This is a genomic window from Streptoverticillium reticulum, assembly GCF_047456005.1.
GTDB classification, from domain to species: domain Bacteria; phylum Actinomycetota; class Actinomycetes; order Streptomycetales; family Streptomycetaceae; genus Streptomyces; species Streptomyces reticulum.
Window position 1 is genome coordinate 5,975,533 of sequence record NZ_CP179755.1, and the last position, 19,467, is coordinate 5,994,999.

The 19,467-nt window shown below is 69.9% G+C and carries 16 protein-coding genes; 6 read left to right on the forward strand and 10 right to left on the reverse strand.

The genetic code is table 11. The features are described 5' to 3' along the window. Positions 1-22 precede the first annotated feature (22 nt). Positions 23-961 carry a class A beta-lactamase gene (gene bla, locus ACMATS_RS27520; RefSeq protein ID WP_390777739.1) on the reverse strand — a complete coding sequence of 313 codons (939 nt, stop codon included), beginning with the start codon at positions 959-961 and terminating at the stop codon, positions 23-25. A gap of 261 nt (positions 962-1,222) precedes the next feature. Between bla and glnA the strand changes: the two genes are divergently transcribed. Continuing rightward, positions 1,223-2,584 carry a type I glutamate--ammonia ligase gene (gene glnA, locus ACMATS_RS27525; protein WP_336414598.1) on the forward strand — a complete coding sequence of 454 codons (1,362 nt, stop codon included), beginning with the start codon at positions 1,223-1,225 and terminating at the stop codon, positions 2,582-2,584. Between the two features lie 116 nt (positions 2,585-2,700). Then, positions 2,701-3,249 carry a hypothetical protein gene (locus tag ACMATS_RS27530; protein ID WP_414169432.1) on the forward strand — a complete coding sequence of 183 codons (549 nt, stop codon included), beginning with the start codon at positions 2,701-2,703 and terminating at the stop codon, positions 3,247-3,249. Between the two features lie 123 nt (positions 3,250-3,372). Here ACMATS_RS27530 and ACMATS_RS27535 read toward each other — a convergent pair whose 3' ends face one another. Further along, the gene (locus ACMATS_RS27535; protein WP_414169433.1) at positions 3,373-5,160 is read right to left on the reverse strand and encodes a hypothetical protein; all 1,788 of its coding nucleotides are present in this window, start codon (positions 5,158-5,160) and stop codon (positions 3,373-3,375) included. 146 nt (positions 5,161-5,306) lie between these two features. Between ACMATS_RS27535 and ACMATS_RS27540 the strand changes: the two genes are divergently transcribed. Beyond that, positions 5,307-6,014, forward strand: coding sequence for a 3-keto-5-aminohexanoate cleavage protein (locus tag ACMATS_RS27540; RefSeq protein WP_414169434.1), 708 nt, complete (start codon positions 5,307-5,309; stop codon positions 6,012-6,014). Positions 6,015-6,033: 19 nt separating this feature from the next. On the opposite strand, the gene ACMATS_RS27545 is transcribed toward ACMATS_RS27540, so the two are convergent. Beyond that, the gene (locus ACMATS_RS27545) at positions 6,034-6,234 is read right to left on the reverse strand and encodes a DUF397 domain-containing protein (protein WP_390777733.1); all 201 of its coding nucleotides are present in this window, start codon (positions 6,232-6,234) and stop codon (positions 6,034-6,036) included. Next, positions 6,231-7,076 carry a helix-turn-helix domain-containing protein gene (locus ACMATS_RS27550; protein WP_390777732.1) on the reverse strand — a complete coding sequence of 282 codons (846 nt, stop codon included), beginning with the start codon at positions 7,074-7,076 and terminating at the stop codon, positions 6,231-6,233. The genes ACMATS_RS27545 and ACMATS_RS27550 overlap by 4 nt, the downstream gene beginning before the upstream one ends. Positions 7,077-7,265: 189 nt before the next feature. On the opposite strand from ACMATS_RS27550, the gene ACMATS_RS27555 reads away from it, so the two are divergent. Both ACMATS_RS27555 and ACMATS_RS27560 read left to right on the forward strand, forming a co-directional pair. Next, a complete protein-coding gene (locus ACMATS_RS27555; RefSeq protein WP_390777961.1) occupies positions 7,266-7,781 on the forward strand; it encodes a Uma2 family endonuclease in 516 nt (171 codons plus the stop codon). Between the two features lie 144 nt (positions 7,782-7,925). Further along, positions 7,926-10,976: a bifunctional [glutamine synthetase] adenylyltransferase/[glutamine synthetase]-adenylyl-L-tyrosine phosphorylase gene (locus tag ACMATS_RS27560; protein WP_414169435.1), complete on the forward strand. Its 3,051-nt coding sequence runs from the start codon at positions 7,926-7,928 to the stop codon at positions 10,974-10,976. Positions 10,977-11,000: 24 nt separating this feature from the next. Here ACMATS_RS27560 and ACMATS_RS27565 read toward each other — a convergent pair whose 3' ends face one another. The 6 genes from ACMATS_RS27565 to ACMATS_RS27590 all read right to left on the reverse strand — a co-directional run bounded on the left by ACMATS_RS27565 (position 11,001) and on the right by ACMATS_RS27590 (position 17,865). Next, positions 11,001-11,867 carry a phosphatase PAP2 family protein gene (locus ACMATS_RS27565; protein ID WP_390777730.1) on the reverse strand — a complete coding sequence of 289 codons (867 nt, stop codon included), beginning with the start codon at positions 11,865-11,867 and terminating at the stop codon, positions 11,001-11,003. 36 nt (positions 11,868-11,903) lie between these two features. Continuing rightward, positions 11,904-13,010 (reverse strand): LacI family DNA-binding transcriptional regulator, encoded by a 1,107-nt coding sequence (locus tag ACMATS_RS27570; protein ID WP_414169436.1) that lies wholly within the window; start codon positions 13,008-13,010, stop codon positions 11,904-11,906. Positions 13,011-13,035: 25 nt separating this feature from the next. Continuing rightward, complete coding sequence (locus tag ACMATS_RS27575) at positions 13,036-14,673, reverse strand: glycoside hydrolase family 13 protein (protein ID WP_390777728.1); 1,638 nt, start codon at positions 14,671-14,673, stop codon at positions 13,036-13,038. Between the two features lie 95 nt (positions 14,674-14,768). Further along, positions 14,769-15,629 carry a sugar ABC transporter permease gene (locus ACMATS_RS27580; RefSeq protein WP_414169437.1) on the reverse strand — a complete coding sequence of 287 codons (861 nt, stop codon included), beginning with the start codon at positions 15,627-15,629 and terminating at the stop codon, positions 14,769-14,771. Beyond that, entirely contained in the window at positions 15,626-16,564 is a 939-nt protein-coding gene (locus ACMATS_RS27585) for a carbohydrate ABC transporter permease (protein ID WP_414169438.1), read from the reverse strand. The genes ACMATS_RS27580 and ACMATS_RS27585 overlap by 4 nt, the downstream gene beginning before the upstream one ends. Beyond that, positions 16,564-17,865, reverse strand: coding sequence for an extracellular solute-binding protein (locus ACMATS_RS27590; RefSeq protein WP_414169439.1), 1,302 nt, complete (start codon positions 17,863-17,865; stop codon positions 16,564-16,566). The genes ACMATS_RS27585 and ACMATS_RS27590 overlap by 1 nt, the downstream gene beginning before the upstream one ends. Before the next feature lie 147 nt (positions 17,866-18,012). Between ACMATS_RS27590 and ACMATS_RS27595 the strand changes: the two genes are divergently transcribed. Next, positions 18,013-19,425 carry an alpha-amylase gene (locus tag ACMATS_RS27595; RefSeq protein WP_414169440.1) on the forward strand — a complete coding sequence of 471 codons (1,413 nt, stop codon included), beginning with the start codon at positions 18,013-18,015 and terminating at the stop codon, positions 19,423-19,425. Positions 19,426-19,467 lie beyond the last annotated feature (42 nt).

Below are 19,467 nucleotides of genomic sequence, written 5' to 3' on the forward strand. Positions count from 1 at the left end.
CTTACGGGCGCGGGAGTTGACGTCAGCCGAGCGCCCCCGCCAGCAGTGCCGCCGTCTTGGCGATCAGCGGGCGGTCGGTGGTGGCCTTGGGGTCGTCCGGGTGGGTCGAGAGCACGGCCAGGACGATCGGGGTGCCGTCCGGGGTCCAGGCGACGCCCACGTCGTTGCCGGTGCCATAGGCGCCGGCGCCGGTCTTGTCCGCGACCTTCCAGTCCTTCGGGAGGCCGAGGCGGAACTGCTCGTCGCTGGTCGTGTTGCCGAGCAGCCAGTGGGTGAGGCGCTCCCGGTCCTGCCTGTCGAGCGCGGTGCCGAGGACGAGGTCCGCGTAGGTCCGCCCGATGGCGTGCGGGCTGGTGGTGTCCGTACAGCGCGTCGGCTCCGCCGAGTTGAGCTCGGGCTCCCACCGGTCGAGCCGGGTGACCCGGTCCCCGACGGACCGGCAGAAGCGGGTGACCGCGGTCGGCCCGCCGAGCTCGCGGAGCAGGAGGTTCGCCGCGGCGTTGTCGCTGTGGCGGATGGCGGCGTCGCAGAGCGCCTCGACGGTCATGCCGTGGGCGAGGTTCTCCTCCTCGCCCGTGACCGGGGCCCACTCCGCCTTCTTGGTGTCCTGTGCGGTGTACCGGATGCGCTTCCCCAGGAACGTGCCGTCCCGGTCGAGGTCCCTCAGGACCGCGGCGACGGCCACCGTCTTGAACGTCGAGCACATCGGGAAACGCTCGTCCGCGCGGTACCGGACGGTCGCGCCGGTGGCCATGTTGCGCGCGTACACGCCGAGCCGGGCGGAGTGCTCGCGCTCCAGGGCGTGCAGCTGCCGGGACGTCCCGCGCCGGTCCGAGGGGGCGGCGACAGCGGTGCCGCCGGCGGGCACCACGGCGGCCAGGGCCGTTCCGGCACCGAGGGCAAGAACCGTACGACGGGTCGGGCGGTTGTCTCGCGTCTCTCGCGTCTCTCGCGAATTCAAGGGCGAATCCTTCTCTGTCGGGCGATCGGGTGCTAATCGTCAGGACATCCCGAAAAGGCGTTCGGTTCCCTGGGTGATGATCTTGATTGGCGGCGCCGTTCCGTCCGTGCATCAGTACGATGCACCCATAAGGCGGAACAGTGCGGCAGGCGTCCGGAAACCCACCGGTAACCCGCAGCCGTGATACTCAAGGTCCAGCATGTGCCCGCATGTGCCCGCATCCGCTGAAACGAGCCGTCTGACCTGCAAGGATAGGTAGCTATGGATAAGCAGCAGGAGTTCGTGCTCCGCACGCTCGAAGAGCGCGACATCCGGTTCGTCCGGCTGTGGTTCACCGACGTGCTCGGCTACCTGAAGTCCGTCGCCGTCGCCCCCGCCGAGCTGGAACAGGCCTTCGACGAGGGCATCGGCTTCGACGGCTCCGCGATCGAGGGCTTCGCCCGCGTCTACGAGTCCGACATGATCGCCAAGCCGGACCCGGGCACCTTCCAGATCCTGCCCTGGCGCGCCGAGGCCCCGGGCACCGCCCGGATGTTCTGCGACATCCTGATGCCGGACGGCTCGCCGTCCTACGCCGACCCGCGCTACGTCCTCAAGCGCATCCTGGCCCGGACCTCCGACCTCGGGTTCACCTTCTACACCCACCCCGAGATCGAGTTCTTCCTGCTCAAGGACCACCCCGTCGACGGCTCCCGGCCGACCCCCGCCGACAACTCCGGCTACTTCGACCACACTCCGACCAACGTCGGCATGGACTTCCGCCGCCAGGCCATCACCATGCTCGAATCCATGGGCATCTCGGTCGAGTTCAGCCACCACGAGGGTGCGCCGGGCCAGCAGGAGATCGACCTCCGCTACGCGGACGCGTTGTCGACGGCCGACAACATCATGACCTTCCGGATCGTGATGAAGCAGGTCGCCCTGGAGCAGGGCGTGCACGCCACGTTCATGCCCAAGCCCTTCTCGGAGTACCCCGGTTCCGGGATGCACACCCACCTGTCGCTCTTCGAGGGCGACCGCAACGCCTTCCACGAGTCCGGCGCCGAGTACCAGCTGTCCAAGGTCGGCCGCTCCTTCATCGCCGGCCTGCTGCGGCACGCGGCCGAGACCTCCGCGGTCACCAACCAGTGGGTCAACTCCTACAAGCGCATCTGGGGCGGCTCCCAGCGCACCGCGGGCGCCGGCGGCGAGGCCCCCTCGTACATCTGCTGGGGCCACAACAACCGTTCCGCCCTCATCCGCGTGCCCATGTACAAGCCCGGCAAGACGGGTTCGACGCGCGTCGAGGTCCGTTCCATCGACTCGGGCGCCAACCCCTACCTGACGTACGCGGTGCTGCTGGCAGCGGGGTTGAAGGGCATCGAGGAGGGCTACGAGCTCCCGGCCGGCGCCGACGACGACGTGTGGGCGCTGTCGGACGCCGAGCGCCGCGCCATGGGCATCGAGCCGCTGCCGCAGAACCTCGGCGAGGCGATCGCGCTCATGGAGCGCAGCGAGCTCGTCGCCGAGACGCTCGGCGAGCACGTCTTCGACTTCTTCCTCCGCAACAAGAAGCAGGAGTGGGAGGAGTACCGCTCGGAGGTCACGGCGTTCGAGCTGCGGAAGATGCTGCCGGTGCTGTAGGGCGCGGACGCAGGTGCGGATTGGATCTTCCCCCGTCGCTGGTGTAGAACACACCGTCGATCAAACATGATCACGACAAGTTCCTTGAAAGTTTCTTGGCAACGGGGGAGTTCGACATGCGCTCGACTCGACGAATGATGAGCACGCTGGTGCTCGTGGCCGCCCTCGGCGGCGGTATGGCGGCCTGCGGGCCCAAGGACAAGAACGCCGACGGTGCCTCGGGGGGCTCGGCCTCCTCGGCCTCCTCGGCGAAGCCGTCCGCCGGCGGCGACAGCGACGGTGACAGCTACGACTGCGGCAAGCCGCCGGTCCTGCCCGCCGGGCACACCATGATCGCGATCAAGCTGGAGCGGGACGCGGCCAGCGGGTTCGAGGCCCAGAAGGCCCAGCCGAAGTGCGGGCCGAACGACTGGACCTACGGCGGTGAGGGCGACTCCCAGCACTACAAGCTCGCGTCCGACGCCAAGATCGAGCTTGCCCTGAGCGACGGCCCGAAGCACCCCAAGTCGGTGAGCAAGGACGACTTCGACAAGCACGTCGACGGCTGCCTGCGCAACGACTACAACGCCGTGAAGCAGCCCTTCAGCTGCTACGGCAACATCTACGAGATCACGCAGAACGCCAAGGGCGACATCCAGACGATCCAGGAGATCTGGCACCCCTGACCGGCGGATCCCCGCGCCCTGAAGGGGCGCGGGGCTGTTACTCCCCCAGCTACCGCTGGGAGGTACCCCCAGCGGCTCCGCCGCGTGGGCGCGACCAGCCACGACGAACCCGCAGCTGAACGCTCAGCCCAAGGCCTTGCGGGCCCGCTCGATGTCCGGCCGGAGGCTGTCGGCGTCCGGCACCGGCGGCAGCATGTCGGCGTCACGGAGGCGCTGGATCAGCTTGTCGAGGTACTCCTGCCGGTCCGCGCGGGAGTGGCTGGGCCCGTGCAGGGCCGCCTGCCAGGACTCCTCGGTCCAGCGGGAGATGTTCACCTCCTGCTTGATGAACTCCTCGTTGTACTGCTTCGCGCGCTCCACGAGCGCGTCCCGGATCGCCGTGTCGAACTGCTTGCGCAGCTTCCCCGGCAGCTCCTTGATCTGCTCGCGCGCCTTGCGCTCGGTGCTCCACTTCAGCAGCTTCTTCGCCTCGGCGGAGGCGCCGCCCTTGTCGATCTCGACCGACTTCTCGGCGGCGTTGTGCAGGATCACCGCCTTCTCCGCGGCGAGTTGCTGCTCCTCCGCCGCGGCGGCCGACTTCACCAGCTGCTGCAGGCCGTCGGCCCGGAACCCGTCGAGGGACTTCCGCCACGCCTCGTCGCGGGCCTGCTGGAACACCGTGATCGAGGGGATCTGCGCCTCCTTCCACTTGTCCGTGAAGTACCGGGCGCCGTGGAGGGTGATCCCGGCCGGCCACAGCGGCGTGACCAGCAGTGCATCGGCACCGAAGCAGGCGGCGGTGTCGTCGGCGTCGAACGTGCCGTGATCGGCGGCGGCCCCGGCCTGGGTGCCGCAGCCCACGAAGGGGACGATCGCCGTGATGGCGGCCGCCTTGTCCAGGCTGGTGGTGTCGTTCGCGAAGGCGTCGTGCACGCCCTTCGCCCACAGCACACCGCCGGCCACCAGCAGCGCCCCCTTGGCCGTGCTCCCGGCCGACTTGAAGTTCGCCCGGAGCTTCGCCTTCGCCTCGGGCGAGAGCTTGCTGTAGCCGCGGATCCGGGCGTGGATCTCGGAGGGCGCCAGCTGCTTGCCGTCGGGGGCGACGACCTTCAGCCCGTATTTCCCGGCCAGTTCACCGAAGACCTGCTCGACCTGCCGTGCCTCCAGGTCTTCGAGAGTCGTCTCGCCGGACGGCTTCTCACCCGCGGGCTTGGTCTTCTCGCAGGCGACGACGGACCGCTTCGCCCGCCCCGACGAACTCCCGCCCCCGCACACACCGTTGCCGTCGGGCCAGCCCTTGCCGGCGAGCCACTGGCCCATTCCGGGGTGCGAGGCGTCGTCCACGCCGACGATGAACAGATACTTCCGCGGTATGTCCCCCTTGAAGGCCCAGGCGCCGTTGGTGGACTCGCCGCCGAGGGGCCCGCCGCCACTGTCGCCCTTGAGCGTGCCGCTGAGGAAACGGCCGTCCTTCTTCAGGGCATCCCACCGGATCTTGACCCTGATGGCGTCGCCGTTCTTCTCGATGGCGTTGCCGCCCTCGATGCCCTTCTTCGTGGAATCCCACATGAAGACGTGCTCGTGATGCCCGTTCTTCGCATACCCCGAACCGGCCCTCGCCAGCTCGGCATCCACATCCTTGCCCTCGGCGACCCAACGGCTCTTCGCCGTCTGCAGCCCGTTCCGGTTCAGGGACTCGCGCAATTCGTCGGGATTCGCCTCGCCCCGGGGCCGCTTGTCGACGACGATGTGCGTGTATTCGTCGGCGAATTCCTGCGGGGCCGGGGCGGGGGCGGATGCCCCGCTCTCCGGTTTGACGGGTGATGGTGCGGCCTGGGCGACGGTGGTACCGGTGACGGCGAGAACCACGGCCGAAACCATGGCGGTTGTGGCGACACGCCGGGCGGAGAGCCGCTGTCTGGAGTGGGGCATCGTGTTCCTCTGCAGGTGTCGGTGTCCGGGCAGCTCCACGCTTTCGTCATCCGGCGAAGTGTTCAATCGGCCGCATGGCTACAGCGGTCATCCTGCGGAGGGGGCGATTCCCCACCCCTCGGCGGGGGTGTGCCACCCTCGTGTGTATGTTGCAGGTATGCCTGAATGGCCCCCGGTTACGGGCACATTGCCCGACCCTGCCCGTCACCCCGACCGAGCTGGCCGAGGCGGCTCACGCCGCAGTCGCCGCCGGAGCGCAGGACATTCATCTGCACCCCAAGGGGTCTGACGGCATCGACACACTCGCCCCCGACGTCGTCGCCCGGGCCGTCGAGGCGGTACGCGCAGTCGTTCCCGGCATCCCGGTCGGTGTGACCACGGGAGCCTGGGCCGAGCCCGACGCCCGCCGGCGAGCCGACCTGGTGCGGTCGTGGACCGTCACACCCGACCACGCGTCCGTCAACTGGCACGAGGACGGCGCCGATCTGGTCGCCGGTGCACTGTGCGACAAGGGCGTCGCCATCGAGGCAGGCATCTTCTCCGGTACGGATGCACCGAGCCGTTTCCGTACGTCGCCGTTCGCCCCTCGCGTGCTGCGCGTACTCGCCGAGGTCATGGACACGAACCCGGACTCCGCACCGGCAACGGCGGAACGCCTCTTGCGGGAGCTCGGTTCCGAGCTGCCGGCACCTGTGCTGCTCCACGGCTGGGACGGCGGCGCATGGCCCGTCCTGCGCATGGCGGTGCAGCGGGGGCTGGCCACCAGGGTTGGGCTGGAGGACGTGCTGCACACACCCGACGGGGCTCCCGCAGCCGATAACGCGGCGCTGGTACGGGCTGCGTTGGGCATTTGAGACGCGGCTGGGGGCTGCTTCAGCCGTTCGTCGGCACCGGTGCGTGGGCCACGAAGGTGGCCCACGCGGACGGGGCGAAGGTGAGACGGGGGCCGCGGGGGTTCTTGGAGTCGCGGACGAGGATGGTGGCGGGGGCGGCGGCGACCTCGACGCACGAGGGGCCGTCTGCGTTGCTGTAACTGCTCTTTATCCACTCAGGCGCGGAGGGCTTGAGGGTCATGTCTCTCCCAGCACTTTCTCGATGAAGGCCAGCGACTCCCTCGGAGAGAGCGCCTGGGCCCGGATGATCCCATAACGCATGTCAAGGATCTGAGTCTCCTTGGGGTCAGTGGTCACGCGGCTGGCGAGCTGGACCTCGTCCAGTCCGACTGCGGTGCCGTCCTTGAGCTTCAGCAGCCGGAACGGGCCCCCGAGGCCGCAGTTCTCCTCGCGACTGAGAGGCAAGACCTGGAGGTCGACGTTCGGCAACTGGCCGCTCTTCAGAAGGCGTTCGAGCTGTCGCCGCAGCACCATTCTGCCCCCGATGGGGCGGCGCAGCGTAGCCTCGCACAGTACGTAGCTGAAGACCGGTGGTGCCGCCGACGTGTCGATGATTTCCTGCCGTGCCAAACGAGCAGCCAGCCGCCGCTCCACCTCGTCCTCGGTGAACGGAGGCCGACGGTTGCCGAACACTGCCCGCGCGTACTCCTCGGTCTGCAAGAGCCCGTCGATGACCGAGTTGTTGTACGCGCCCAGCTCGACGGCCTCCTGCTCCAACTTCGCCAGGTCCCGGACCTTCTTCGGGTACCGCGCCTCCGCGATGTCCTTCTTCATCGCCGCCAGCTTCCCGCCCGCCCCCAATGCCTCATCCGCCCTGTCCAGAAAGTCCGGCTTCGGGATACGCGTACCGCCCTCCACCTTGTACACGAGCTCCGCGCTGTACCCGATCGTCCGTGCGAGCTCGCTGGCCGGTAGCCCTGCCGCTTCCCGCCACAGCCTGAGCTGACGGCCGACTGCTGCGACCGTCACCACGGACTCGCCGTCCAGATCGAGTTCCCAACCGGAGTCCTCCGTCACGCCCATGCGTGTCCACCTCCCCTGTGTCCGTCCCCCAACGCCGCACGCGGGCACAACGTAACGGCGGACAGCCGGGACAGTTCCGTACGCGTCTGGACAACCGCCGTACAGAACCGGCCTCCTGGCCGCACTGCGTACGCTCGCCCGGCCACCCTGAGTAACGTGAACCAGAAAGTCGCCCCCGCCCACCGCGCCATGCGCGAAGCCGTCAACCGCATGCAGGAACTCGTGCCCGGCAAGCTGGAGATCACGCTGGAGGGGATCGTTCACGATCTGACGTCGCCCAATGCCCCGCACGAACTGACGGCGTATCGCGTCAGCCGTCGCCTGGAGGCGGTCATGCCGGACGGCTTGCTGGCTCACACCGGGAAGCCCGATGTGGAGGACGTCCGCGAAGGCATCATGCGTCGGCCGGACGTGATGGTGATCGCCGAAGAGGACATGGAAGACGACGGGCCCTTCGACCCGCGCACTCTCCTCGCCGCCATCGAAGTCGTCTCCTGCTCCAACCCGCAGAACGACTGGTGCGGCAAGATCCGCGACTACGCACTCCTCGGGATCCCGGTCTACGCGATCTTCGACCCGCGGACGGGCCAGGGTGCCGTCCTGTCCGGCCCCCAGTACGCGACCCGTAAGAACTTCGTGTACGGCGAGGACGTCACGATCGGCGACTGGACGATCTCGACGGAGAACCTTCCGCGCTATCAGTGACGCCTCCTCCACCGGCAGAAACCCTCACTTTTGCCCCCGGAAAGTGACGGTTTCCGCCCCCGGAACAACCCCCTCCGAAACGCCCGCCCCCCACCCCCGCCCGATAGGCTGGGACACCAGGACCCAACGGGCTGGAGGCGGCGGATGACGGGGCTGGGGCGCAGGAGCAGCACCTTCACACGCTTGCTGCGGTACGGGTTCTCCGATGCCGCCGGTGCGGAGCGGCTGCTCGGGATGCCCGCGCTGGCCGGGGTGGAGTCCGACCCCGTGCTGCTCGACGCCCTCGGGGCCACCGCCGACCCCGACCTCGCGCTCGGTGCGCTCGTCCGGCTCGCGGAGGCCCTGCCGGAGGCGGGCCGGCAGGAGTTGCTCGGCACCCTCGTCACCTCCAAGCCGCTGCGCGACCGGCTCCTCGGGGTGCTCGGGGCCTCCGAGGCGCTCGGTGATCACCTCGTCCGGCACCCCGGCGACTGGCAGGCGCTGGTCACCTTCGAGGCCGCCGATCTGCACCCGGGCGTCGCCGACTTCGAACGGGCCCTCGCCCCGCGCACCGAGGGGCTCTCGCCCGCCGACTCCCTCCGTGCCGCCTACCGGCGCTGCCTCCTCGCCATAGCGGCCCGCGACGTCAGCGGCACCGTCGACGTCGCACAGACCGCCGCCGAGCTCGCCGACCTCGCCACCGCCACCCTCCGCGCCGCCCTGCGGATCGCCTGCGAGGAGCATCCCGACGACGACGCGGCCTGTCGGCTCGCCGTCATCGGGATGGGCAAGTGCGGTGGGCAGGAGCTCAATTACGTCTCCGATGTGGATGTCGTCTTTGTCGCCGAGGCCCGCAACGGCACCGACGAAGCCGACGCCCTCCGCGCCGCCACCCGGCTCGCCTCCCGGATGATGCGGGTCTGTTCCGACGTCACCCCCGAGGGCACCATCTGGCCCGTCGACGCCAACCTTCGTCCCGAGGGGCGCAACGGGCCCCTCGTGCGGACGCTCTCCTCGCATCTCGCCTACTACCAGCGGTGGGCCAAGACCTGGGAGTTCCAGGCCCTCCTCAAGGCCCGGCCCGTCGCGGGGGACCTGAACCTCGGCCAGGACTACGTCGACGCCGTCTCGCCCCTCGTCTGGCAGGCCGCCGAGCGGGACAACTTCGTCACCGATGTGCAGCAGATGCGTCATCGTGTCATCGCCTCCATTCCCGCCGGCCACGTCGACCGTGAGCTCAAGCTCGGGCCCGGCGGGCTGCGCGACGTCGAATTCGCCGTACAACTGCTGCAGTTGGTGCACGGGAGGAGCGACGCCACCCTCCGCGGCACCAGCACCCTCGGCGCCCTGTCCGCGCTCGCCGCGGGCGGGTACGTCGGGCGTGCCGACGCCGCCTCCCTCGACTCCGCCTACCGGTTCCTGCGCTCCCTGGAACACCGCATCCAGCTGTACCGGCTGCGCCGCACCCATCTGATGCCCGAGGGCGAGGCCGACCTGCGCCGTCTCGGACGGTCGCTCGGCCATCGCACCGAGCCCGTCGCCGAGCTCGGCAAGGAGTGGAAGCGGCACGCCCGCGAGGTGCGGCGGCTGCACGAAAAGCTCTTCTACCGGCCACTGCTGGACGCCGTCGCCCAGCTGGAGCCCGGCGAGATCCGGCTCAGTCCGAAAGCCGCCGGGCAGCGTCTGGAAGCTCTCGGGTACGCCGATCCCGCCGCCGCCCTGCGGCACTTGGAGGCCCTGGCCTCCGGCGTGTCCCGCAAGGCCGCCATCCAGCGCACCCTGCTGCCCGTGCTGCTCGGCTGGTTCGCCGACTCCGCCGACCCGGATGCGGGGCTTCTCAATTTTCACAAGGTTTCGGATGCGCTGGGCCGGACGCCTTGGTACTTGCGGTTGTTGCGTGATGAAGGCGCCGCCGCCGAGAACCTCGCGCGTGTGCTGTCCGCCGGGCGCCTCGCCCCCGACCTGCTGCTGCGCGCCCCCGAGGCCGTCGCCCTGCTCGGCGACCCGGGCGGGCTGCGGCCGCGCGGCCGGGAGGCGCTGGAGCAGGAGGTCCTTGCCGGGGTGGGCCGTGCCGAGTCCGCCGAGGCCGCGATCGTCGCCGCCCGCGGGGTGCGCCGCCGTGAGCTGTTCCGCACGGCCGCGGCCGACATCATCGGCGCCTACGGGCGGACCGGGAACGGCGCCCACGCCACCGGCGAGCACGGCACCGGCTCGCGCGGGCACGCCGAGACCCCTGGGAGTGATGTTTCCGCCCGCGTCGACGCCGTCGGCAACGCCGTCTCCGATGTCAACGCCGCCACCCTCGCCGGGGCCCTGCGCGCCGCCGTCCGCGCCGAGTGGGGCGACACCCTGCCCACCCGCTTCGCCGTCATCGGCATGGGCCGCTTCGGCGGCCGCGAACAGGGCTACGGCTCCGACGCGGACGTCCTGTTCGTCCACGAGCCGCGCGAGGGCGTCTCCGACGAGGAGGCCGCCAAGGCCGCGTTCGCCGTGGCCGGCGAGATGCGCCGGCTGCTCCAACTGCCCACCACCGACCCGCCGCTGCTCGTCGACGCCGACCTGCGGCCCGAGGGCCGGTCGGGGCCCATCGTGCGCAGCCTCGCCTCCTACGCGGCCTACTACCGCCGCTGGTCGCTGGTGTGGGAGAGCCAGGCGCTGCTGCGCGCCGAGGTGGTCGCGGGCGACGCGGACCTGGGCCGCCGCTTCATCGAGCTCGTCGACCCGCTGCGCTATCCCGTAGAGGGCCTCGGCGAGGACGCGGTGCGTGAGATCCGGCGCCTGAAGGCCCGGATGGAGTCCGAGCGGCTGCCGCGCGGCGCCGACCCCACGACCCACACCAAGCTGGGCCGCGGCGGGCTGTCCGACGTCGAATGGACCGTGCAGCTGCTGCAGATGCAGCACGGCTGGGCCGAGCCGGGCCTGCGCACCACCCGCACCCGCGAGGCGCTGGCCGCTGCGCAGGCTGCGGGGCTGATCTCCACGGACGACGCGCGGATACTGGACGAGGCCTGGGTGCTGGCGACGAGTGTGCGCAATGCGGTGATGCTCGTGCGCGGGCGGGCCGGGGACACGTTTCCCGTGGATCCGCGGGAGTCGGGTGCCGTGGCGCGGTATCTGGGCTACGAGCCCGGGCATGTCGGGGACATGCTCGACGACTACCGCCGAACGACGCGGCGGGCCCGGGCGGTTGTGGAGGAGTTGTTCTACGGAGCGTAGGCGCGTTGTCGGGTGCGGGCCCGTTTACGGGGCGTTCTCAGGATCGCGCTGCCGGCTCCTCACCGCCACTTGGCGGGTCAGCCGGCTCGGTACCGCCCCGTACCACGCGTACGACAGGCCGAAGCCGAAGGACAGGCAGACCAGGCCGCCCACCGCGTCCAGCCAGAAGTGGTTGGCGGTGGAGACGATGACGAGCAGGGTCGTCACCGGGTACAGCGCCCCCAGCACCTTCGCCCACACCGGCCGCGCCAGCATGGCGATCGTGACGCCGCACCACGTCGACCAGCCGATGTGCATCGACGGCATGGCCGCGTACTGGTTGGACATGTCGGCCAGGTTGCCCGAGGCCATCGAACCCCAGGTGTGGTGCACCACGACGGTGTCGACGAAGCCGAGGTCGCTCATCAGCCGCGGTGGGGCCAGCGGATACAGATAGTAGCCGAGCAACGCCACGGCGGTGGTGGCGAAAAGGGCCAGCCGGGCGGCCGCGTAGCGGCCGGGGTGCCAGCGGTAGAGCCACACCAGGACCCCGACCGTGAGGATGAAGTGCAGGGTGGCGTAGTAGTAGTTCATGCCCACGACCAGCCACGTCACCGAATTCACGGCGCGGTTGACCGTGTGCTCCACGGCGATGTGGAGCGTCTGCTCCGTCTGCCAGATCCAGTCGGCGTTGCGCTCGGCGGCGGTTCTCTGCTCGGGAACGGCGTTGCGCACCAGCGAGTACGTCCAGTAACTCACCGCGATCAGCAGCACCTCGAACCACAGTCGCGGCCGCCGGGGCCTGCGCAGTCTGCGCAGCACCCTGTGGTCCGCCGGCGGCTGTATGCGCTCGCCGGTGGGTGACGGGGCGGCCGTCCTGCCTTCCAGGGTCCTCACTGTGGCTTCACCCATAGGAAAAGAGTCTGCCAGACAGAGCCCCGGCGCAGATCATCCCTGAGGCGCGGACTGCCCTGTTTCGGCCTGATTCGTGGCGAGCGCGCGCGCCCCTGGACGGCCGTCCGTGCGGGCATCCGTACGAACTCCGGGAGCGGATGCGGTGGAGCCGCGGACGACGAGTTCGGGAAGGAAGACGAACTCGCTGTGCGGTGCCGGAGTTCCGCCGATCTCCTCCAGCAGGGCCCGCACCGCGGCCTGGCCCATCGACTGCACGGGCTGCCGGATCGTGGTCAGGGGCGGGTCGGTGAAGGCGATGAGCGGGGAGTCGTCGAAGCCCACCACCGAGACGTCGCGCGGGACTTCGAGACCGTGCTGCCGCGCCGCGCGCACCACCCCGAGCGCCATCATGTCGCTCGCGCACACCACTGCCGTGCACCCGCGCTCGATGAGGGCGGCGGCCGCGGCCTGACCACCCTCAAGAGTGAACAGCGAATGCCGGACCAGGTGTCCCGCCTCCTCCGCGCCCATCCCGAGCTGCTCCTGCATGCTCGCCAGGAAGCCCTCGATCTTGCGCTGCACCGGCACGTACCGCTGCGGCCCGAGTGCCAGGCCGATCCGCCGGTGGCCGAGTGCGGCCAAATGGGTGACTGCGAGGCGCACGGCCGCCCGGTCGTCGGGGGAGACGAACGGGGCCCGAACCTTCGACGAGAAGCCGTTGATCAGCACAAATGGCACGCCCTGGGCGCGCAGCCGCTCGTAGCGCTGCATGTCCGCCGAGGTGTCGGCGTGCAGCCCGGAGACGAAGATGATGCCGGAGACGCCGCGGTCGACCAGCATCTCCGTGAGCTCGTCCTCGGTGGAGCCGCCGGGCGTCTGTGTGGCCAGGACGGGCGTGTACCCCTGGCGCGTCAGGGCCTGCCCTATGACCTGGGCGAAGGCCGGAAATATGGGGTTCTCCAGCTCGGGGGTGATCAGGCCGACCAGCCCGGCGCTGCGCTGCCGCAGCCGTACGGGCCGTTCGTAGCCGAGCACGTCGAGCGCGGCCAGCACGGACTGGCGGGTGGAGGCGGCCACCCCCGGCTTGCCGTTGAGGACGCGGCTGACGGTTGCTTCGCTGACACCCGCCTGGGCTGCGATATCGGCCAGCCGTGCGGTCACAGGAGGTGACTGTACCGGTCGCATCTCAGACTGCCCACCACACACAGCAATCCGAAGGCAGCCGGACCGTACCGCCCACGAATTCCAGGGCTGTCGAGGCCAGCACCGGGCGGCCCGGTACCGGCATCGCCGCCTCGTCACTGCCCGTGTTGAGCGTGCACACGAAGCCCGGCCGGGAGAAGGCCAGTACGCCCTCGGGCGCGTCCAGCCAGCGCATTTCGCCGTCCCCGAGCCCGGGCAGCTCCCGGCGCAGCGCCAGCGCCGAGCGGTACAGCTCCAGCACCGAGCGCGGGTCCCCGGCCTGGGCCGCCACCGACAGGCCCGCCCACGCGGCCGGCTGCGGCAGCCAGCTGCCGCCCGGGCCGAAGCCGTACGGGGCCTCCTCGCCCTCCCACGGGATCGGCACCCGGCAGCCGTCGCGGGTGCCGTCCTGCCCGTCCCCGCGGAAGAACGCCGGGTCCTGGCGCACCTCGTCCGGCAGGTCCGTCACCTCCGGCAGTCCCAGCTCCTCGCCCTGGTAGACGTAGGCCGAGCCGGGCAGCGCGAGCATCAGCAGCGCCGCGGCCCGGGCCCGCCGCAGGCCGAGGCCGGTGTCGTCCCCGCCGTAGCGGGTGGTGTGCCGCACCACGTCGTGGTTGGACAGCACCCATGTCGTCGGCGCCCCCACCGACTGCGTGGCCGCGAGCGACCCGTCGATGACGTCCCGCATCGCCTCGGCGTCCCAGTCGCACGTCAGGAACTGGAAGTTGAAGGCCTGGTGCAGTTCGTCCGGGCGGACGTACAGGGCGAGCCGCTCGGACGTCGGGGCCCATGCCTCCGCGACGCCGATGCGCTGACCGTCGTAGGAGTCCAGCAGCTGCCGCCAGGCGCGGTGGATCTCGTGCACCCCGTCCTGGTCGAAGAACGGCAGCACCTGTGCCCCGATGAGCTTGGCCTGTTCCGTGCGCCCGATGTCGGGCAGCCCGGGGGCCTTGACCATGCCGTGCGCGACGTCGATGCGGAAACCGTCCACGCCCAGGTCCAGCCAGAACCGCAGGACGGACGCGAACTCCTCCCGCACCTCGGGGTTCTCCCAGTTGAGGTCCGGCTGCTCGGGCGCGAACAGGTGCAGGTACCAGTCGCCCGGTGTGCCGTCCGGCTCGGTGGTCCGGGTCCAGGCGGGGCCGCCGAAGACGGACTCCCAGTCGTTCGGCGGCAGTTCGCCGCCCTCGCCCCGGCCGGGCCGGAAGTGGTAGCGCTCGCGGGCCGTCCCCTCCCGGCGGTCCGCGAGCGCGGCCTGGAACCAGACGTGCTGGTCGGAGGTGTGGTTCGGCACGATGTCGACGATGACCCGCAGGCCCAGCCGGTGTGCCTCGCGCACCAGGTCGTCGGCGTCCGACAACTGCCCGAACAGCGGGTCCACCGCCCGGTAGTCCGCCACGTCGTACCCGCCGTCGGCCTGCGGCGAGGCGTAGAACGGGGTCAGCCACAGGGCATCCACGCCCAGGCCGGCCAGATAGGGGAGCCGCTCGCGGATCCCGCGCAGGTCACCGATGCCGTCGCCGTCGCTGTCGGCGAACGACCGCACGTACACCTGGTAGATGACGGCACTGCGCCACCATCCCTCCGCCTGCTCGGCGGGGCGGACGGCCTGGCGTACGGAGGGCGCGAGGTCCTGGGTCATGTACGTCCTATCGGTTCGGGGTGTACGGGGCTGACGGGCGCGGTGCAGCGGATGCACGGGTCAACGACGGGGGCGGAACAAGGTGAGCTCCTGTTTCAGCCCTTGGTGCCGCCGGCCGTCAGTCCGGCGACGAGGTGCCGCTGGGCGAGGAAGAACACCAGCCCGGCCGGGACGGTGATGAGCACGGCCGCGGCGGTCATCAGCCCCCACTCGGCCTTCTGCTGGCCGACGAAGGTCTGCAGGCCGACGGCGAGGGTGTAGTGCTCCTCGCTGCTCATGAACTGGCTGGCGAAGGCCACTTCGCCCCAGGCGGTGATGAAGGAGTAGAAGGCGGTGACGGCCAGGCCGGGCCGGGCCAGCGGCACGATCAGCCGCCAGAAGGTGCCGAAGGGCGTGAGCCCGTCGACACGTCCGGCCTCGTCGATCTCGGCCGGTATGGAGTCGAAGTACCCCTTGAGCATCCAGGCGCAGAACGGCACCGACACCGAGCAGTATGTGAGGATCAGACCGGTGTAGGAGTCGAGCAGCTCCAGCTGTCCGAGGATGGTGTAGAGGGGCACGATCAGCACCGCCATCGGGAACATCTGGACGACCAGGAAGGTCCACATCAGCGGCCGGTGGCCGGGGAAGCGCATCCGCGAGACCGCATAGCCCGCGGTCGCGGAGACGAGCACGCCGAGCGCGGTCGCGCCCAGCGCGACGATCACCGAATTGCCGAACCAGGTCAGGAAGTTCGTCTGCCCGAGGATGTGGCTGTAGTTGGAGAGGCTCAGCCCGCCCGTGAGCCGCATGGGCTCCTGCCAGCCATCGCGGCCGCGCAGCGACACGTAGACGATGAACAGGACGGGGAAGAGCGAGACGAGGGACGCGGCGGCGAGCGCGGCGTGCAGGCCCACGGAGGCGGCGCGGGAGCGCTCGCCGCGCGGGCGGACGGGCTTGACGGTGCTGCTGCTCATCGCGCGGCCACCCTTTCTTCGGAGCGACCGAGCATCCGGCGGTAGAAAACAGCGAAGACGAGGAGCAGCGAGAGGATGAGGATGCCGTACGTCGCCGAGCCCGCGTAGTCGCGGACGCCCTGGAAGGCGAGCCGGTACGAGTACGTCACCAGGATCTCGCTGTCCGAGCTGGCCCCTTGGCCGATCAGCAGGTAGATGACCTGGAACATGTTGAACGTCCAGATGGTGCCCAGCAGGATGACGGTCCCGCTGACGGGGCGGAGCCCCGGGAGCGTCACGTGCCGGAAGCGCTGCCAGGGCGAGGCGCCGTCCATCTCGGCGGCCTCGTGCAACTCGCCCGGGATCGCCTGCAGTCCGCCGAGGATGGCGACCATCATGAACGGCACCCCGAGCCACACGTTCACGGCGACGGCCGAGACCTTCTGGAGCGTGGCGTCGCCGAGCCAGTCGACCGTGCCGAGGCCCAGCCGGTCGAGGACGGCGTTGAGGACGCCATACTTCTCGTTGAAGATCAGCCGCCAGGAGAAGGTGGCGACGAACGCCGGCACCGCCCACGGCAGGATCAGCAGCACCCGGTAGAGCGCCCGGAACCGCACCTTGCGGTTGAGCAGCAGCGCGAGGCCGAGACCGAGCACGTAGTGCAGCAGGACACTGGACGCGGTCCAGAGGACGGTCCAGGTGAGGCGCGAGTAGAAGTGCCCCTCCTGCCCGGAGAGCACCTTCCAGTAGTTGTCGAGCCCGACGAACTGGTACGTGGAGGGGATGTGGTTGACGCCGATGGTGCGCCCGACGTTGGCCTCGTTGGCATCGGTGAAGGACAGGTAGACGCCCCGGCCGAGGGGGTAGCCCACGAGCACGGCCAGCACGAGGACCACGGGGAGGACCATGGCCCAGGCGTACCAGTGGGTTGCGAAGGAGCGGCGGATGCGGGTCATTACTTCTGGATCTCGTAGTCCTTCAGCAGCGCCGACTGCCAGGCCTTGGCAGTGGCGTCCAGCCCCACCTTCGGCTCCTCCTTCAGCGTCAGGATCTTCGTGTAGTGCTGCAGCCAGTCCGTGAACAGGTCACCGCCCTGCGGGATCGCCGGCCGTGCGTGCGCCTTGCTCAGCGCCTGGTAGTAGGCGTTGCGCACCGGGTCGGCCAGCACGTCCTTCGTGTAGGCGGACTTGCGGGTCGGCAGCACGCCGATCGCCGTGGACGCGGCCTCCTCCTGGGCCGTGTCCGTCATGAACCTCACGAAGAGGTACGACGCGTCGAAGTTCTTCGAACCGGCGTAGACGGCGAGGTTGTGCCCGCCGACGGGTGCCCCGGCGGTGCCCGTGGAGCCCGCGGGGACCGGGGAGATGCCCAGGTTCTCCTTCGACTTGAAGGCGTCGCCGCCGAAGATCTCCTTCGTCGCCCACGGCCCGTCGACCAGCATCGCCAGCTTGCCGTTCTTGAAGTCCGTCTTGAGCGCGTTGTACCCGTCGGTCCCCGCAGGCTTCGGCGCGGCACCGGACTTGACGAGGTCCACGGCGGTCTCGATGCCCTTCAGCGACGCCGCGTCGGAGATGGTGATCTTCTTGTCGGCGACGTTCACCATGTCGCTGTTCTCGCCGTAGAGGAAGGGCAGCGAGTAGTAGCTGTCGGGGCTGAGGCCGATGCCGCCCGCGCCCGTCCTGTCCTTGATCTTCTGGGCCGCGTCCTTCACCTCCTGCCAGTTGGCCGGCGGCTTGTCGATGCCGGCCTTCTGGAAGAGGTCCTTGTTGTAGAGAAGCCCGAGCGTGTCGGTGACCTGCGGGACGCCGTACGTCTTGCCCTGGTACGCCGCGTTCTTCAGCGGCCCTTCCAGGAAGTCGTCCTGCTTGTCGAGGGCGGGCGTGCCGGTGAGGTCCTTGAGGTAGCCGAGCTGGGCGAAGCCCGGGGTCCAGCCGACGTCGGAGCGCAGCACGTCGGGCGCACCCTTGCCGGTGGAGGCGGCCGTCTTGAACTTCTGCTGCGCCTGGTCGAAGGGCACGTTGACGTAATCGACCTTGATCTTGGGGTACTTGGCCTCGAACGCCGTGACCAGCTTCTTGAAGGCCGGTGCCTCGTTGGTGGCGTCGGAGGTGTCCCACCAGGTGACGGTGCCGCTCACGCTGCCCGGGTCGTTCGCCGCCTTGGTGCCGTCGCCCCCGTTGCCGTCGTCTCCGCCGCAGGCGGTCGCGGTCAAGGCCAGCACACCGACGACGGCGGCGACCGATATGCCTCTTCGCATATGGATCTCCTCTTCAAGGAGGCCGGCCTGGTGCGGCGGCCCGAGCTGAGGAGGAAGTTAACAGGCTGAAATCTCTTGCGAAAGACCTTGCAAGATCTGAAAGAGACTCGTACGGTCTCGTGAGCCCTTCACCCCCCAGGAGGCTCCATGGTTCCCACCGCCATGCCCGGAATCGCCCGGAGAGCCAAGGTCGTTGCCGTCGCCCTCGCCGCGGGAGCGGCCGTGACGATGCCGCAGGCGCCGATGCAGGCGCAGGCCGCGGCACCCGGCGAAAAGGACGTCACCGCTGTCCTTTTCGAGTGGAACTACGCATCCGTGGCGAAGGAGTGCAAGGACACCCTGGGCCCCGCGGGGTACGGCTACGTCCAGGTCTCACCGCCCCAGGAGCACATCCAGGGCCCGCAGTGGTGGACCTCGTACCAGCCTGTCGGCTACCGCATCGCCGGACGCCTCGGCGACCGGAACGCCTTCTCCGCCATGGTCGGCGCCTGCCACGCCGCCGGGGTGAAGGTCGTCGTCGACGCCGTCCTCAACCACATGGCCGCCGGCGCGGGCACCGGGACCGGGGGAACCGCCTACACCAAGTACGGCTACCCGGGCACGTACCAGGACGCCGACTTCCATACCTGCCGCAAGCCCATCGGCAACTACGCCGACCGCAACGACGTGCAGAACTGCGAACTCGTCGGCCTCGCCGACCTCGACACCGGCAGCGACCACGTCCGCGACCGGCTGGCGCAGTATCTGAACGACCTGCTGTCGCTGGGCGCCGACGGCTTCCGCATCGACGCGGCCAAGCACATCGCCGCGGACGACCTCGCCGCCGTCAAGAGCAGGCTGAGCAAGCCGGACGTCTACTGGAAGCAGGAGACCGTCTACGGCCAGGGCGAGGCCGTGCAGCCGGAGGAATACCTGCGCACCGGCGACGCCCAGGAGTTCCGCTACGCGTGGGACCTCAAGCGGGTGTTCCAGCGCGAACGGCTGGCCTATCTGGAGAACTTCGGCGAGGGCTGGGCGTACCTGCCCGGCGGCCACGCCTCGGTCTTCGTGGACAACCACGACACCGAGCGCGACGGCAACACGCTCACGTACAAGGACGGCGCGGACTACACGCTGGCGCACGTCTTCATGCTGGCGTGGCCGTACGGCTCGCCGGACGTCCACTCCGGCTACGAGTTCACCGACCGCGACGCGGGGCCGCCTGGCGGCGGGGCCGTGCAGGCGTGCTGGCAGGACAACTGGAAGTGCCAGCACAAGTGGCCGGAGATCGAGTCGATGGTGGGCTTCCGCAACGCGGTGCGGGGGACCGGGGTCGGCGACTGGTGGGACAACGGGTACCAGGCGATCGCCTTCGGGCGGGGGGACAAGGGGTATGTGGTCGTCAACCATGAGGGGTTCGCGGTGAACCGGACGTTCAAGAGCTCGCTGCCGGGCGGTAGTTATTGCGATGTGCAGAGCGGGCGCCGCGTTGCGGTGGGCGGGGACGGGACGTTCACGGCTTCGGTGGCGCCGGGGACGGCGCTGGCGCTGTATGCGGGGGCGCGGGGGTGCGGGGCGTGAGGTTCGTCTGCGGGTCGTCCGTGGCTGGTCGCGCCCACGCGG

Bases quoted from the DNA above. Each gene is read 5' to 3' on its own strand.
- glnA (WP_336414598.1), top strand. From the start codon at position 1,223: ATGGATAAGCAGCAGGAGTTCGTGCTCCGCACGCTCGAAGAGCGCGAC.
- ACMATS_RS27530 (WP_414169432.1), top strand. From the start codon at position 2,701: ATGCGCTCGACTCGACGAATGATGAGCACGCTGGTGCTCGTGGCCGCC.
- ACMATS_RS27535 (WP_414169433.1), bottom strand. From the start codon at position 5,160: ATGCCCCACTCCAGACAGCGGCTCTCCGCCCGGCGTGTCGCCACAACC.
- ACMATS_RS27540 (WP_414169434.1), top strand. From the start codon at position 5,307: ATGTTGCAGGTATGCCTGAATGGCCCCCGGTTACGGGCACATTGCCCG.
- ACMATS_RS27545 (WP_390777733.1), bottom strand. From the start codon at position 6,234: ATGACCCTCAAGCCCTCCGCGCCTGAGTGGATAAAGAGCAGTTACAGC.
- ACMATS_RS27550 (WP_390777732.1), bottom strand. From the start codon at position 7,076: ATGGGCGTGACGGAGGACTCCGGTTGGGAACTCGATCTGGACGGCGAG.
- ACMATS_RS27555 (WP_390777961.1), top strand. From the start codon at position 7,266: ATGCGCGAAGCCGTCAACCGCATGCAGGAACTCGTGCCCGGCAAGCTG.
- ACMATS_RS27560 (WP_414169435.1), top strand. From the start codon at position 7,926: ATGACGGGGCTGGGGCGCAGGAGCAGCACCTTCACACGCTTGCTGCGG.
- ACMATS_RS27565 (WP_390777730.1), bottom strand. From the start codon at position 11,867: ATGGGTGAAGCCACAGTGAGGACCCTGGAAGGCAGGACGGCCGCCCCG.
- ACMATS_RS27575 (WP_390777728.1), bottom strand. From the start codon at position 14,673: ATGACCCAGGACCTCGCGCCCTCCGTACGCCAGGCCGTCCGCCCCGCC.
- ACMATS_RS27580 (WP_414169437.1), bottom strand. From the start codon at position 15,629: ATGAGCAGCAGCACCGTCAAGCCCGTCCGCCCGCGCGGCGAGCGCTCC.
- ACMATS_RS27585 (WP_414169438.1), bottom strand. From the start codon at position 16,564: ATGACCCGCATCCGCCGCTCCTTCGCAACCCACTGGTACGCCTGGGCC.
- ACMATS_RS27590 (WP_414169439.1), bottom strand. From the start codon at position 17,865: ATGCGAAGAGGCATATCGGTCGCCGCCGTCGTCGGTGTGCTGGCCTTG.
- ACMATS_RS27595 (WP_414169440.1), top strand. From the start codon at position 18,013: ATGGTTCCCACCGCCATGCCCGGAATCGCCCGGAGAGCCAAGGTCGTT.